The organism is Halobacillus salinarum (assembly GCF_022919095.1).
Lineage (GTDB): Bacteria > Bacillota > Bacilli > Bacillales > Halobacillaceae > Halobacillus_B > Halobacillus_B salinarum.
In genome coordinates this window covers 2,594,593-2,609,965 of the sequence record NZ_CP095073.1, presented here as the reverse complement: position 1 = coordinate 2,609,965, position 15,373 = coordinate 2,594,593, and the positions used below count along the sequence as shown (strand labels likewise).

The window sequence follows — 15,373 nt, the reverse complement described above, 5'->3', positions numbered from 1 at the left end:
ATTTAATGCTTTTTATGATGTGCTATTTAGGATGGCTCGTTTACGTTGAATTTATCCAACTGAAACAAGCCTACGGCCGGCAGCCATAGACTTTATCATTGAGATTACATCCAGGTAATTTTAGGCTCAGTTTTATTGATAATTCTCTTAATATTCGTACGGTGGCGGTAAATGACAAACAAGGTCATTAAAGATATGACGATCGTAAGCCCGTATTCCTGCTGGATGACAGTAACTATAATCGTTACGATCCCGGTAACCATCGAAGATAATGATACATATTTACTTAAGTACAGCATTAAAAAGAAGGTGCCAAGCATAATAACAAAGAGCAGCGGATTTACTCCTAACACAACTCCTGCTGAAGTGGCTACCGCCTTTCCTCCTTTGAAACCGGCAAAGACCGGATACATATGGCCCACTACGGCAAACAGCCCAATAATGAGAGGGATGACATCTGCTTGAAATAATATCGGTAAAACAACGGCTAACGTACCTTTTAATATATCAGCTGTCGTGACCACAAGGCCTGCTTTGATCCCTAACACCCTGAACGTATTGGTGCCGCCTAAATTGCCGCTGCCGTGTTCGCGTATATCGATTCCATAACCAAGTTTGCCTACAATTAGACCCGATGGAATGGCTCCTAATAAATAAGCAATCAGTCCGAAGATTAAATAATCCATGAAGCCCAACTCCTTAAAGTCTCGTATATGTCTAGTTTATCATGATTATTAAGATAGAAGAACTAGTATAATAGTAAAAATCCAACGAATTCTCCCTCTCTTTTCTTTACCTTTTTTTACAAGATTCGATATGATGGAGCAGGGAGGAATACGATGCAGAAATCAGAATCTTTATACCAGCTTCTCTTAAAAAGAAAAACAATTATTTTCATTATTCTCGGGGTATTCGCTATCCTTATCGGGATCATCATTAAGTTCTTTCTGCTAGCTTCTAACACGCAGAAAGAGTATTTTCCATATGAGCATTCGATTATTTTTCAAAACCAACTGGATCGCGCTCATCCTGCAAAAATGATTGATGGTAAAGTCTTTGTTCCGCTTGATTTCGTGAAAGAATCCATTGATTCTACAGTTACTTACGACCAGTCCACTCAATCTGTGATTGTGACGATGCCTCGTTCGGTTTACCAGCTTCCTTCTGAAAAATTAAATTATTTCATGAATGAGAAGAAATACAAATTGGATTTTCCTGCCATTAAAGGTGGTGGTCAAACAACGTGGGTCGCCGCTGAATGGATCGCAAGTGTTTATCCAGTAAAAGTAACGTACCAATCCAGTACAGGAGCTGTATTTTTATATAAAAACGGCTATAAAAAGCAGCAAGCGGCCGTCAAAGCTGACGCAAAGGATAAATGGACAAAACTGAGGGAGAAATCGTCGCGCACATCACCCTATTATACCAAGTTACAGCCTTCTGACAAGCTGTTTTTAATGGGGAAAGTGGGTGCTTACTACAAAGTGCGCACAGCAGAAGGGTACGGCGGCTACCTTCCTGAACAAGTCGTCCTGAAACAAAATACGAAGACAGTCGAGACGAAAACAAAAATAACGAAAGCGCCTGAAGTCAATCAACCTTCTCTTCCTTTTCAAGTCGTTTGGGATGGGATTTATGTCGCTGAGGCAAATCCGAAGATGGTGGATCAGTTAGCAGGCGTAGAAGTGATGTCACCTACGTGGTTCAAACTAAAAAATAAGGAAGGAGCTATAAAAAATATTGCTTCCAAATCTTATGTGGAACAGGCCCACAAAAACGGAGATAAAGTCTGGGCACTCTTTTCCAATGATTTTGATCCGGATATGACAGCTCAAGTTCTGCCTTCGTTTGAAAAGAGACAGTCGATGATTAGACAGCTCATTAAATTTGCTGACATTTACGAAATCGACGGCATCAATATCGATTTTGAGAATGTGTACGAGAAAAACGGGGATGATTTTACTCAATTTGTCCGTGAACTGGTCTCTTATGCTCATTCAGCCGGCCTGACTGTTACTGTAAACGTAACCTTTGAGTCAGGCAGTGGTCAGTGGTCGAAATTTTTTGACCGCAAAGAGCTAGCGAAAACCGCTGATTTCTTGATGGTTATGGCTTATGACGAACATTGGGCCAATGCGCCTCAGGCAGGGAGTGTGGCTAGTCTTCCATGGGTCGAAAACCACTTAAAAAGCACTTTACAAAAAGTCCCTGCTGATAAACTGCTCTTAGGAGTCCCGATGTATACCCGCCTTTGGAAGGAAGAGAAGCAGGAAAACGGTGAAACTAAAGTCAGTTCTGAATCTAAAACTATGAAGGAAGCAAAGCAGTGGATGAACAAACATCATTTGAAACCAAAGGTTGATCAATCTTCAGGCCAGCATTATGTAGAATTGAAAAAAGAAAACAAGGTATATCGAATGTGGCTGGAGGATGGATTTTCCTTAAAAAAACGGATATCTCTAGTGGGAAAATATAATTTAGCAGGAGTTTCCGCCTGGAGCAGGCATTTTGCAGAACCATCCATTTGGAAAGAAATTGAAAAAGACTTGAATCGTAAATGAACATGAGTTTAGCTGCCGGAAATTTGCCGGCAGTTTTTTATTCTGAGACGAAGCAGTTGAAGGAATTATGCTTACAAGGATCCATCTGTTGCGAACAAATGTTTTGATAAATGTTTTGTATTATGTAAATGTGGGAATATAAGAGTGATCTAATTTTATCTAATCAGGGGGAAGGCAATGATAACTTTTGAAAATGTCACAAAGACTTTTCCAGATGGAACAACAGCAGTCAAAGCTATTGATCTCCATGTGGAGGAAGGAGAACTATTAACACTAATCGGACCGAGTGGTTGTGGTAAGACGACGACGATGAAGATGATCAACCGTCTTATCCAGCCGACGGAAGGGACGATAAAAATACATAATAAAGATATTCGTGACTACAATATTCATGAATTGCGGTGGAATATCGGCTATGTGCTCCAGCAGATCGCTCTATTTCCCCACATGACAGTAGAAGAGAATATTTCGATTGTTCCGGAAATGAAAAAATGGAAAAAGAAAGAGCTGTCCAATCGGATTGATGAGCTGATGGACATGGTTGGACTTGACGCTTCCAAGCATCGAAAAAGAAAACCTAGAGAACTCTCCGGCGGCCAGCAGCAGCGCGTGGGAGTGATTCGTGCCCTCGCTGCAGACCCGGATATTATCCTCATGGATGAACCCTTCAGCGCTCTTGATCCGATCAGCAGGGAACAGCTGCAAACAGATATCAGGGAATTGCAGAGGAAAATTCAGAAGACCATCGTGTTTGTTACCCATGACATGGATGAAGCCATGGCACTTGGCGACCGTGTCTGTTTGATGAAACAAGGAGAAATCATCCAACTGGATACGCCACAGAATTTGATTTTGAATCCTGCCAATGCGTTTGTTAAAGACTTTATCGGAGCACGCAAGTCCCCTTGGCAGACGGCGGTGGATGTTATGCTCGACCAGACAAAAAGCCACGTATTTACGGAGGATGAATTTACCAACGGGCAGATACCGGACCGGGGGACATTTGCCTTAAAAGATGCTCAAGGAAAATATACCGGAGGCGTTCATGAGGGAAATAGAACAGAGCTTCCAGTCCTTGGCAACGGCATGACATTGAGAGAAGCCACTGCAGAATTTGAAAGTTGTGACTACCCGCTTCTTCCGGTTGTTAAAAATGGTCAGCTGCTTGGGACGCTTTCCTATAAGGACATGGTGTTCTACCTTAAACAGCAGATTAAAACGGAAAACGGGGTGGTGCAGACATGAGCGGATTTTTGGAAGTGTTTCAGCAGAGGCAGGATGTATTCCTTGAAAAAATATGGGAACACCTGCAAATATCCATCATTGCCCTCGTTATCGCTACGTTAATCTCTGTACCGCTCGGGCTGCTTTTGACAAGGAATCAGCGGATTGCAGAACCCATTATCGGAGTGACGGCCGTACTGCAGACCATCCCAAGTCTTGCCGTTCTAGCCTTTTTAATTCCGTTCTTTGGCATCGGCCAGACGCCGGCAGTAATTGCCCTAACCGCATATGGACTCCTGCCGATTCTCAGAAACACCTACACAGGGATTAAAGAAGTCGATCCGGCATTAAAAGAAGCAGCGACGGGGATGGGAATGAGTTCCTTCCGCAGACTGTCGCGAGTAGAGCTGCCGCTGGCCATGCCGGTCATAATGGCAGGCATTCGGACATCGATGGTGCTGATTGTAGGTACGACAACCATCGCCGCTTTAATCGGGGCAGGAGGCTTAGGGATTTAATTTTACTTGGATTGGACCGTGGAGGAGATATTAATTTAATTCTTCTTGGAGCGATTCCTGCTGCTCTTTTAGCTATCATTCTGGATGTTATTTTACGGATGTTTGAAAGAACCTCTGCTAAATCCGGGTTTCGTTCCCTCGTCACACTTCTCGTTGTTGCTGCCTTGATTGCTGTTGGTCCGCTTGCCTTTGGAGGAAAAGCTAAAAACGACATCGTTTTAGGAGCGAAGCTTGGAGCTGAACCTGCCATACTCATTAATATGTATAAGCTGTTGATTGAGGATGAAACCGATTTAAAAGTAGGTCTTAAGCCCAATTTGGGAAAAACCGATCTCGTTTTCAGCGCTTTACAGGAGGGGAGTATCGATATTTATCCGGAATTTACCGGCACAGCGATCGTTTCCCTCTTAGATCAGCAGGCCGACAGCAATGATCCGGAGAAAGTATATGAGCAGGCGGAAAAGGGCATGTCAGAAACGTATGACATGGCTTATCTTCAGCCGATGAAATATAATAACACTTACGCCGTGGCCACGACCCAGGAGCTTGCTAAGAAATACAATTTAACATCGATTGGCGACTTAAAATCCGTTGAAGATCAGATAACCGCCGGGTTTACGTTGGAATTCAATGACCGTAAAGACGGATACCAGGGCATGAAAAAAGTCTACAACTTGAATTTAGGAAAAGTGAAAACGATGGATCCTGGCTTAAGACAGGGAGCCATTTCCAGTGGGGAAGTAGATGTAATAGATGCTTATGCTACAGCCGGCTATATGGTGGATTTAAACTTAAAAGTGCTTGAAGATCCTAAGCATTTATTCCCGCCGTATCAAGGGGCTCCGTTAATGAGACAAGAAACGCTTGATGAGCATCCGGAGCTTAAAGACGTGCTCAACCAGCTGGGCGGCAAGATTACCGGCGATGAAATGAGAGAGATGAATTATGAAGTTGATTTTAAAGACCGCGATCCTCAAGAGGTAGCGAAAGAATATTTGGAAAACGAAGGATTACTAGATTAGGAGGAATATTCATGCCATTTGAAAACCCTTCCAGAGACCAGATCAAAAAACTTCTGGATGAATCGAAGACCATCGCTGTCATAGGTCTCTCCGATAACCCGGCGCGTACTTCCTACCAGGTGAGTCAGGCCATGCAGCAAGCAGGTTACAGGATTATTCCTGTAAATCCGACGATTGGAGAAGCATTAGGTGAAAAGGCATATGGAAGCATAACGGAAGTGGAAGAACCGATCGACATCATCAATGTGTTCCGCAGACCGGAACACTTACCTGAAATTGCACGTGAATGCCGGACGGTTAAAGCTGAAGCGTTTTGGGGACAATTAGGAGTAATTCATGAAGAAGCGTATGAATATTTAAAAGATACCGATAAGCTTGTTATTATGGACATGTGCATTAAAGTCGCGCACGCCGTGCTCCGATAAAAGATATAGGAACTGGTTAAAATCCCTGTTTATGCAGGGGTTTTTCCTTTGTTAAGAAAGAATTTTATTTGCGTCTTTCGTCAAAACCGCTACAATATAACAAGCGATGCTTTTATGGGACGTTTACACTTGCGAACATTTGTTCTATTATAGATGTAGATGCTGTCGAGCAGAAAGGAGCCGATGGAAAATTGTCAAAACAACAACAAGCCTACTCAGATGATTCCATTCAAGTACTGGAGGGGTTGGAAGCGGTAAGAAAGCGGCCCGGAATGTATATTGGGTCAACAGATCACCGCGGTTTGCACCATCTGGTTTATGAAATTGTCGATAACGCTGTAGACGAAGCTTTAGCTGGTTTCGGACAAGCGATGACAGTCACTCTTCATCAGGACGGAAGCGTTTCTGTAGAGGATGAAGGACGAGGAATGCCTACCGGGATGCACAGAACAGGAAAGCCGACTCCAGAAGTCATCATGACTGTGCTTCATGCCGGAGGCAAATTCGGCCAGGGCGGCTATAAATCAAGCGGAGGACTGCATGGTGTCGGAGCTTCTGTTGTGAATGCTTTGTCGGAATGGCTGGAGGTTTATATTTGCCGGGATGGTGAGAAATTTTACCAGCGGTTTGAAAATGGCGGGGTCCCTGTCACCTCCCTGGAGAATAAAGGGAACACAAGAAAATCTGGAACAACGATACGTTTTAAGCCGGATCCGGGCTTGTTTTCGATCACTAAGTTTAATTTTGAAACTCTATCAGAGCGGCTCCGGGAAGCAGCTTTTCTATTAAAAGGTTTCCAAATCAATCTTGTTGATAAAAGGGATGGCGTTACGGAAGAATCCTACCAATACAATGACGGATTGGAATCATTTGTTGCATATTTAAATGAAGAAAAGGACACTCTGCATCCTGTCGTTTCTTTTGAAGGGTCAAATGGCAGTATTGAAGTCGACTTTGCTTTTCAATTTAACGATGGCTTTGCTGAAAGCATGCTGTCCTTTGTAAATAATGTACGGACAAGAGACGGCGGTACTCATGAATCAGGAGCCAAAACGGCCATTACACGAATTTTTAATGATTATGCAAGAAGGGCCCAGCTTCTGAAGGATAAGGATAAAAATTTAGAAGGAAATGATATCCGTGAAGGATTTACGGCCATTATTTCCGTTAGAATTCCTGAGGAGCTGCTGCAGTTTGAAGGTCAAACGAAAAGTAAGCTTGGAACTTCAGAAGCAAGGTCATCGGTTGATGCCGTCGTAGCTGAGCATTTGTCTTATTTCCTTGAGGAAAACCCGGATGTAGCTTCCATGCTGATCAAAAAAGCCCTTAAAGCAAAAGAAGCGAGGGAAGCAGCACGCAAAGCCAGAGAAGATGCGCGTTCCGGTAAAAAGAAGAAGCGGAAGGATACGATGCTGAGCGGCAAGCTTACTCCAGCGCAATCCCGAAATGCAGAGAAGAATGAACTGTATCTCGTTGAGGGAGACTCAGCAGGTGGTTCGGCCAAGCAGGGAAGGGATCGTAAATTCCAAGCGGTCCTGCCGTTGAGGGGAAAAGTTATTAATACAGAAAAAGCAAAGATTGCTGATATCTTTAAAAATGAAGAAATTTCAACGATTATTCATACGATCGGCGCCGGTGTTGGCGGAGACTTTACGCTTGAGGATTGTAATTATGATAAAATTATCATCATGACTGATGCCGATACGGACGGAGCTCACATACAAGTCCTGCTGCTCACTTTTTTCTACCGATATATGAGACCGCTTGTGGAAGCAGGGAAGGTATATATTGCACTTCCGCCGTTGTATAAAGTCTCTAAAAGAAAAGGCAAAAAGGAACAGACCGAATATGCCTGGGATGACGAAGGCATGAAGAAGATTTTAAAAGAATTTAAAAATGGTTATACGATCCAGCGGTATAAGGGTCTGGGGGAAATGAATGCAGACCAGCTGTGGGAGACCACTATGAATCCTGAATCCCGTACCTTAATAAGAGTAACCATTGATGATTTAGCAAGAGTGGAACGACGAGTGACAACCTTGATGGGAGATAAAGTGGAACCTCGCCGAAAATGGATTGAATCCCATGTTGCTTTTGGGCTGGATGATGAAGCAAACATACTAGAAAACGAAAAAATTCAGACATAAAGGGGGATATTCTGTTGGCTGAGGCAGAAAAGTTTTTAGACTTACCTTTTGAAGAGGTGCTGGGCGACCGGTTTGGACGGTATAGTAAATATATTATTCAAGAAAGAGCACTTCCTGATACGAGAGATGGGCTGAAACCGGTTCAGCGAAGAATTTTGTACGCGATGCATCAGGAGAGAAATACATTCGATAAACCTTACCGGAAATCAGCAAAAACGGTAGGTACTGTAATCGGAAATTACCATCCGCATGGAGATACGTCCGTCTATGATGCGATGGTCAGACTGAGCCAGACTTGGAAAGTGCGGAATCCGCTTGTAGAGATGCATGGGAATAACGGAAGTGTAGATGGAGATCCTCCAGCGGCCATGCGTTATACAGAAGCTCGTCTTTCCAGCATTTCCTCGGAACTGCTGAGAGATATTGAAAAGGAAACCGTTGAATTCATTCCTAACTTTGATGATACGATCGAGGAACCGACTGTGCTTCCTGCGAAGTTTCCGAATTTGCTTGTCAATGGCTCGACTGGAATTTCAGCAGGTTATGCTACAGAAATTCCTCCTCATAATTTAGGCGAGGTCATTGATGCTGTCATCATGAGAATTGATAAGCCAAGTGCAGGAGTGCCGGAACTGATGACAAAATTATCGGGTCCTGACTTTCCAACAGGTGGAACAATTCAAGGGATCGATGGGATCCGGAAAGCCTACGAAACAGGAAAAGGCAAAATCGTCGTCCGCGGACGGGCAGAGATTCAAAAAGTCCGCGGCGGCCGTGAGCAGATTATTATTGATGAAATTCCTTATGAAGTAAACAAAGCCTCTATGGTTAAGCGGATGGATGAACTCCGAATTGACCGTAAAGTGGAAGGGATTGCAGAAGTCAGGGATGAAACGGACCGAACAGGACTCCGTGTCGTCGTAGAATTAAAGAAGGATGCCAATAGTGAAGGGGTCTTGAATTATCTGTTCAAGCACACCGATCTGCAGATTTCCTATAACTTTAATATGGTGGCGATTCATGATCGTACGCCGACACTGTTAAGCCTACCGATGATTCTCGATGCCTATATTGCTCATCAGCGGAACGTCGTCACAAGACAAGCGGAATATGATTTGAGAAAAGCAAAAAAAAGAGCGCACATTGTAGAAGGGCTGATCAAAGCCATTTCGATTCTCGATGAAGTTATTGCTACTATACGCGCTTCTAAAGATAAGCAGGATGCGAAGCAGCAGCTGATTGCCAAATACGACTTTACAGAAGTTCAATCCGAAGCCATTGTTACACTTCAGCTCTATCGATTGACTAACACTGACATCACGCTATTGCAGAAAGAAGCGGAAGAATTACGAAAGCAGATCGAGTATTTAGAAAAACTGCTCAATAACCAGCACGAACTGATGAAAGTGATCAAAGCGGATTTACGGTCTATGAAGAAGAAATACAACGACCCGAGGCTCACTCAGATCGAGGAACAAGTAGAAGAACTTAAAGTTGATCTGGAAGTTACGGTGGCGAGTGAAGATGTGCTCGTGTCCGTTACGAAGGATGGCTACATTAAACGGACGAGTCTGCGTTCGTACGCCGCATCGAACGGTGAAGATTTCGCCATGAAAGAAGAAGATCACATCTTAAGGCTGTTCGAAATGAATACGACGGATACAATTCTGTTGTTTACGAATTTAGGGAAATATTTGTACCTGCCTGTTCATAAGCTTCCGGATATTCGTTGGAAGGATCTCGGCCAGCATATAGCGAATATCGTCCAGCTTGAAAAGGAAGAATATTTCGTCGAAGCCATTCCTGTACGTGCCTTCAAAGAGGATCGTTTTCTCGTGTTCTTTACGAAAAATGGAATGGTTAAAAAGAGTGAGCTTTCTTTGTATCAGGCACAAAGGCATTCGAAGTCTCTTGTTGCGATCAACTTAAAAGGCGATGATGAAGTGGTGGATGTACACATGACCGACGGGTCCCAGTCCATTTTTGTCGCTTCTAATAAAGCTTACGGGCTTTGGTTTCATGAAGAGGAAATCAATCCTGTCGGCCAGAGAGCAGCAGGTGTGAAAGCCATGAATCTAAAAGATGATGATATCCTTGTGTCTGGACAAGCATTTGATGAAGCGGACGACCCTTCCTTGATCATTACGACTCACCGGGGAGCAGTGAAGCGGATGAGGCTGAAGGAATTCGACCGTACTTCCAGGGCAAAGCGAGGCGTGATCATGCTTCGGGAGTTAAAATCAAATCCTCACCGGCTCGTAGATCTTCATGTTGTCAAAAACACCGACAATGTCATGATTAAATCAGTCAATCAGGAGACGCTTGCCGTTCATCCGATGGATTTTAAAGCGAATGATCGGTACAGCAACGGTTCTTATGTGATGGATACGGAACAATCAGGCGGTGTTGTAGAAGCCTGGATAAAGCCGGAATACGAAAAACCCTTTGAGGAACCAGAACAAGAAATTTAAATGTACAAACCAGCCTGCCGTAACTATGGAGGCTGGTTTTTTATATGGGAAGAAAGCTTTGTGTTTTCTGAAAACTGTGATAAAATGAATGTGTATTCAGCAGAATGGGGATGATATATGGCTGATTTGAGAAGCACCATCATTGAGGTATCCCTTGATTTGTTTGATAAGTTCGGATTTCATGGCGTAACCGTTAACCAGATCGTTTTGGCCAGCAATACGTCCAAAGGCGGCTTTTACCATCACTTTCATTCTAAAGATGAACTACTGTTTGTAATTCACGATGCCTTCATTACATATGTATTACAAGAAGCAAAAGCTGCAGATCGAACACAGGGTTCCCCCGTTAAAAAAATCCAGTCTATCATCCGTGCGTTTGTCCAGGTCTTTGATTTGTATAAACCCCATATTTCGGTGTTTTATCAGGAGAGCAATTACTTAAAGCCGGAATACGAGGAGCCGATCAAGCGTAAACGCGATGAGTTTAAACAGCTGATTTTTGCAGTGATCACTGAAGGCCAGGAGAGTGGTCATTTTCGTAAGGAGCTCCCACCAGAAATTACGGGTATGGCGATCCTTGGCATGGTGAATTGGATTTATAAATGGTATAAGCAGGACGGAACGTATTCCATTAATGAAATTGCCGATGTATTTGTGGACTTAATCCTTCATTCTCTCCTTCCAGTTGGAGAAGAAAAGGATTATCATCAACATTTACTCCATGTCCCTTTTTTTTACGAAAGTGAGTAAACGCTTTCATTTTTTTTTAGGTGAAGACCGACCAACCAGTCGGTCTTAGAGAAAATAGAGGAGGAACACGTATGAACTTCGAACTGACAAAAGAACAGGAAATGACGAGAAAAATGGTACGTGATTTCGCAGCAGATGTGATTCAGCCGCGTGCGGTTGAAATTGACAGGGATGCATCGTTTCCAGACGATATATTTAAGGAAATGGGAGCCCTTGGATTACTTGGAATCCCGTTTCCTGAAGAGTACGGAGGTGCCGGCGGAGATACTATATCTTATGCGCTCGCAGTGGAAGAAATCGGCCGTGTGTGCGGTTCGACAGGACTAAGCTATGCGGCTGCTGTATCTTTAGGCGCAAGTCCGATCTATTATTTTGGAACGGAAGAACAAAAGCAGGAATTTTTAGTCCCTTTAGCGAAAGGGGAAGCACTTGCTTCCTTTGGTTTGACGGAGCCGAATGCAGGTTCTGACGCAGGAGGAACGAAAACACGTGCCATTCTAGAAGGCGACCAATATGTCATTAATGGGGAGAAATGCTGGATTACCAACGCTGAATACGCGCGGTCGATAACGGTTACCGCTGTGTCCGGCAAAAGAGACGATGGAAAAAACATCATTTCTGCCTTTATTATTCCAAAAGGTACAGAAGGCATGTCAATTACCAGCCCTTATGAAAAAATGGGTGTCCGCGGTTCAAACACGTCTGAAATCATTTTAGAAGATGTGAAAGTACCTAAAGAAAATATTCTCGGAGACCCGAAAAAAGGATTTGGACAGTTTCTTCATACGCTTGATGGAGGCAGAATTTCCATAGCTGCTTTAGCCGTAGGTATTGCTCAGGCTTCGCTTGACAGAGCTCTCTCCTATGCCAAAGAGAGAAAACAGTTTGGTCAGTCGATATCTAAATTTCAGGCGATTCAATTTAAACTGGCGGACATGGCCATGGAAGTGGAACTTGCCAGGAATATGGTGCTGAAGGCCGCATGGCTGAAAGATCAAGGCAAGCCGTTTACTAAGGAATCTGCCTTTGCAAAATTGTTCGCATCTGAAACCGCTTTCAGATCTTCTAATCAGGCCATTCAAATACACGGAGGATACGGATATATGCAGGAATACGAAGTGGAGCGTTTTCTGAGAGATGCCAAACTTCTGGAAATCGGGGAAGGAACGTCGGAAATACAGCGTATGGTTATCGCACGCCAGCTTGGATGTTAACAAATAAAAAGGAGGAACGCTGATGGCTCTTTTAGAAAAAACGGTAGGTCAACTGCTTGAAGCACAGGCAGAGAAATATCCCGACTATGAAGCGATGGTTTATCCAGAAAAAAAATTGAGAAAAACGTACCGTGAATTTAATGAGATGACTAACATTGCGGCGAGAGGACTGATGTCATTAGGGATTGAAAAAGGGGAGCACATTGCAATCTGGTCCGATAATAAGCCGGAGTGGCTGACTTCGCAGTTTGCTACGGCTAAAGCAGGAGCAGTACTTGTCACGGTCAATACGAATTACCGGGCACAAGAGCTGGAATATTTGTTAAGTCAATCGGATGCTACGACGCTTATTCTCGCTGAAGAGTTCAGAGGTACATCCTATATCGATATTTTAAAGGAAATCTGTCCAGAATTGGATTCTTCGATTAAAGGAGATCTTCAAAGCGAGCGGCTTCCCCGATTAAAAAATGTAATCATATTAAGCGAAAAAGAATATGCCGGCTGTTTTACGTGGCAGGATATCCTTGACATGAGCCGTTCTACAAGTGAAAACGCGTTAGCAGAACGTCAACATACGCTCCACATTCACGATGTGATCAACATGCAGTATACTTCCGGCACAACAGGTTTTCCGAAAGGCGTCATGCTCACTCATTACAACATCGTTAACAACGGCAACCAGGTGGCTGACTGCATGCGGTTAACCGAGGAAGACCGGCTGTGTATTCCCGTTCCTTTCTTTCATTGCTTCGGTTGTGTGCTGGGTACGATGGCCGCCGTTTCTAAAGCAACGACGATGGTCATTCTGGAGCAGTTTCACCCTGAAAAGGTTCTAAAAGCTGTCCGGGATGAAGCATGTACCGGTCTTCACGGAGTGCCTACGATGTTTATCGCTGAATTAAATGATCCATCGTTCGACGATCTCAAGCCTGAAACCTTACGAACAGGGATAATGGCCGGATCGACCTGTCCGATGGAAGTGATGAAAGGGGTCATGGATAAAATGGGAGCAACAGAGATTACGATTGCTTACGGTCAGACGGAATCGTCTCCTGTTATCACTCAGACGCGCACGGATGATCCTATTGAGCTCAGGGTTTCAAGCGTAGGAAAAGCGCATCCAAATGTGGAAGTGAAAATCATCGATCCAGCTACCGGGAAGGAAGCAGAACCGGGAATTCCCGGCGAGCTTTGCACTCGTGGGTATTTGGTCATGAAAGGCTATTATAAAAACGAGGAAGCAACAGAAGCAGCGATTGATGAAGAAGGCTTTCTCCATACAGGAGACATCGCAGTCATGGATCAGGATGGCTATGTAGAGATCACCGGGCGAATGAAAGACATGATTATCCGAGGTGGAGAAAATGTGTATCCTCGGGAGATTGAAGAATTTTTATACCAGCATCCGGATGTATTGGATGTACAGGTCATAGGAGTACCGGACCAAAAGTATGGAGAAGAAATCATGGCCTGGATTATTCCTAAAGAAGGTAAAAGCTTAAAGGATGAAGATATCCGCAACTTTTGTGAAGGGCAAATTTCCAAGCATAAAATTCCCCGTTACATTACATTTACAAAAGAGTACCCGATGACAGCCAGCGGGAAAATTCAAAAATTTAAACTGAGGGAAGATGCACTGGATCTTATCGATATCAAATCCTGACGAGAAGGGAGAATTCTTGGATGTTTAATAAAATACTTATTGCCAATCGGGGCGAAATTGCCTCGAGGATCATTCGAACTTGTAAGAGGCTGAATGTTCAGACCGTTGCTGTGTTCTCTGAAGCTGATCAGTACGCACCTTTTGTAAAGGAAGCGGATGAGAGCTATTTGATCGGCAAACCAAGAGTCAATGAATCGTATTTAAATATTGACAAAATTCTTCAAGCAGCAAAGGAATCCCAGGCAGAAGCGATTCATCCTGGCTATGGCCTGTTAAGTGAAAATGCAGAATTTGCCCGCAGGGTGGAAGCGGAAGGACTCGTATTCATAGGTCCAAAAGCAGAAGTAATCGCGAAAATGGGCGATAAAATTGCTGCAAGGAAGACGATGAAGAAAGCCGGTGTTCCGATCGTACCTGGTACGGAGGAAGCAATCGCCGACACAAATGAAGCGAAAGAGCTGGCTAATCAATACGGTTATCCGATCATGCTGAAAGCAGCAGCAGGCGGAGGCGGAATCGGTATGCAGGCTGTTTCCAATGATGAGGAGATTGAGAAGGCGTTTGAAGGCAATTCAAAGCGTGCAGAAACCTTCTTTGGGGATGGGAAAATGTTTCTTGAAAAGCAGATTGTTGATCCTCACCACATAGAAATCCAAGTTTTAGCAGATGAACATGGCAATCACATCTATTTGTTCGAGCGGGAATGTTCAATTCAAAGACGGCATCAAAAAGTTGTCGAAGAAGCACCTTCGCCTTTTCTTTCTGAAGAAACAAGACACAAGATGGGAGAAAGTGCGATGAAAGCAGTTGAAACGCTCGGTTATTCGAACGCTGGTACTATTGAGTTTCTCGTGGATGACCAAGAAGACTTCTATTTTCTTGAAATGAATACAAGGCTTCAGGTGGAACATCCGGTGACAGAAGAAATTACAGGCATTGATTTAGTCGAACAACAGCTTCTAGTTGCAGCAGGGGAAAAGCTATCCATCCGTCAGGAAGATTTGACGATTCATGGCCATGCCATTGAAGTCAGAGTCTACGCCGAGGATTCCAATACGTTTTATCCTTCTCCAGGACAAATCACTCGTTTACAATTGCCGGAAGGAGAAGGAATTCGGCATGAATTAGCCGTCACGGGGGATTCGAAAGTCACTCCATTTTATGATCCGATGATTGCAAAGCTTGTGGTAAGCGGAGCAACGCGGACAGAAGCAATTGAAAGGCTGACAAAAGCACTTCACCAGTATGAAATTGAAGGCATTAAATCGAACTTGACGATGCTGAAAAGAATCATCACCCACGAGAGATTTCGTGCAGGTGATACAACAACGAGTTTTATACCTGACTATTATCTACCAACAATCACCAACCATTAAGG

Annotated in this window: 10 protein-coding genes and 1 pseudogene; 10 read left to right on the top strand and 1 reads right to left on the bottom strand. The window is 43.8% G+C overall.

The window, feature by feature from the left end:
* Positions 1-104 precede the first annotated feature (104 nt).
* The gene (plsY, locus tag MUN89_RS13395; RefSeq protein WP_244708307.1) at positions 105-686 is read right to left on the bottom strand and encodes a glycerol-3-phosphate 1-O-acyltransferase PlsY; all 582 of its coding nucleotides are present in this window, start codon (positions 684-686) and stop codon (positions 105-107) included.
* 153 nt (positions 687-839) lie between these two features.
* Here plsY and MUN89_RS13390 point away from each other — a divergent pair, with 153 nt between their 5' ends.
* From MUN89_RS13390 to MUN89_RS13345, 10 genes and pseudogenes are all read left to right on the top strand, one after another.
* Positions 840-2,561: a glycosyl hydrolase family 18 protein gene (locus MUN89_RS13390; RefSeq protein ID WP_244708306.1), complete on the top strand. Its 1,722-nt coding sequence runs from the start codon at positions 840-842 to the stop codon at positions 2,559-2,561.
* Positions 2,562-2,738: 177 nt separating this feature from the next.
* Positions 2,739-3,806 carry an ABC transporter ATP-binding protein gene (locus MUN89_RS13385; RefSeq protein WP_244708305.1) on the top strand — a complete coding sequence of 356 codons (1,068 nt, stop codon included), beginning with the start codon at positions 2,739-2,741 and terminating at the stop codon, positions 3,804-3,806.
* Positions 3,803-5,325, top strand: a pseudogene (locus MUN89_RS13380) (ABC transporter permease/substrate-binding protein). Before MUN89_RS13385 ends, MUN89_RS13380 begins: the two are co-directional and overlap by 4 nt.
* 11 nt (positions 5,326-5,336) lie before the next feature.
* Positions 5,337-5,750 (top strand): CoA-binding protein, encoded by a 414-nt coding sequence (locus MUN89_RS13375; protein WP_244708304.1) that lies wholly within the window; start codon positions 5,337-5,339, stop codon positions 5,748-5,750.
* Positions 5,751-5,941: 191 nt separating this feature from the next.
* Entirely contained in the window at positions 5,942-7,897 is a 1,956-nt protein-coding gene (gene parE / locus MUN89_RS13370) for a DNA topoisomerase IV subunit B (RefSeq protein ID WP_244708303.1), read from the top strand.
* A 14-nt stretch (positions 7,898-7,911) separates the two neighbouring features.
* Complete coding sequence (parC, locus tag MUN89_RS13365; protein WP_244708302.1) at positions 7,912-10,368, top strand: DNA topoisomerase IV subunit A; 2,457 nt, start codon at positions 7,912-7,914, stop codon at positions 10,366-10,368.
* Positions 10,369-10,485: 117 nt separating this feature from the next.
* Positions 10,486-11,118 (top strand): TetR/AcrR family transcriptional regulator, encoded by a 633-nt coding sequence (locus MUN89_RS13360; RefSeq protein WP_244708301.1) that lies wholly within the window; start codon positions 10,486-10,488, stop codon positions 11,116-11,118.
* Between the two features lie 71 nt (positions 11,119-11,189).
* Positions 11,190-12,332 carry an acyl-CoA dehydrogenase family protein gene (locus MUN89_RS13355; RefSeq protein ID WP_244708300.1) on the top strand — a complete coding sequence of 381 codons (1,143 nt, stop codon included), beginning with the start codon at positions 11,190-11,192 and terminating at the stop codon, positions 12,330-12,332.
* A 22-nt stretch (positions 12,333-12,354) separates the two neighbouring features.
* On the top strand, positions 12,355-13,995 hold the full coding sequence (locus MUN89_RS13350; protein WP_244708299.1) for an AMP-binding protein: 1,641 nt from the start codon (positions 12,355-12,357) through the stop codon (positions 13,993-13,995).
* A gap of 20 nt (positions 13,996-14,015) precedes the next feature.
* A complete protein-coding gene (locus MUN89_RS13345) occupies positions 14,016-15,371 on the top strand; it encodes an acetyl-CoA carboxylase biotin carboxylase subunit (protein ID WP_244708298.1) in 1,356 nt (451 codons plus the stop codon).
* The last annotated feature ends 2 nt before the right edge of the window (positions 15,372-15,373 follow it).

Excerpts from the sequence above, each read along its gene's own strand:
- plsY (WP_244708307.1), bottom strand. The coding sequence starts at position 686 with ATGGATTATTTAATCTTCGGACTGATTGCTTATTTATTAGGAGCCATT.
- MUN89_RS13390 (WP_244708306.1), top strand. The coding sequence starts at position 840 with ATGCAGAAATCAGAATCTTTATACCAGCTTCTCTTAAAAAGAAAAACA.
- MUN89_RS13385 (WP_244708305.1), top strand. The coding sequence starts at position 2,739 with ATGATAACTTTTGAAAATGTCACAAAGACTTTTCCAGATGGAACAACA.
- MUN89_RS13375 (WP_244708304.1), top strand. The coding sequence starts at position 5,337 with ATGCCATTTGAAAACCCTTCCAGAGACCAGATCAAAAAACTTCTGGAT.
- MUN89_RS13360 (WP_244708301.1), top strand. The coding sequence starts at position 10,486 with ATGGCTGATTTGAGAAGCACCATCATTGAGGTATCCCTTGATTTGTTT.
- MUN89_RS13355 (WP_244708300.1), top strand. The coding sequence starts at position 11,190 with ATGAACTTCGAACTGACAAAAGAACAGGAAATGACGAGAAAAATGGTA.
- MUN89_RS13350 (WP_244708299.1), top strand. The coding sequence starts at position 12,355 with ATGGCTCTTTTAGAAAAAACGGTAGGTCAACTGCTTGAAGCACAGGCA.
- MUN89_RS13345 (WP_244708298.1), top strand. The coding sequence starts at position 14,016 with ATGTTTAATAAAATACTTATTGCCAATCGGGGCGAAATTGCCTCGAGG.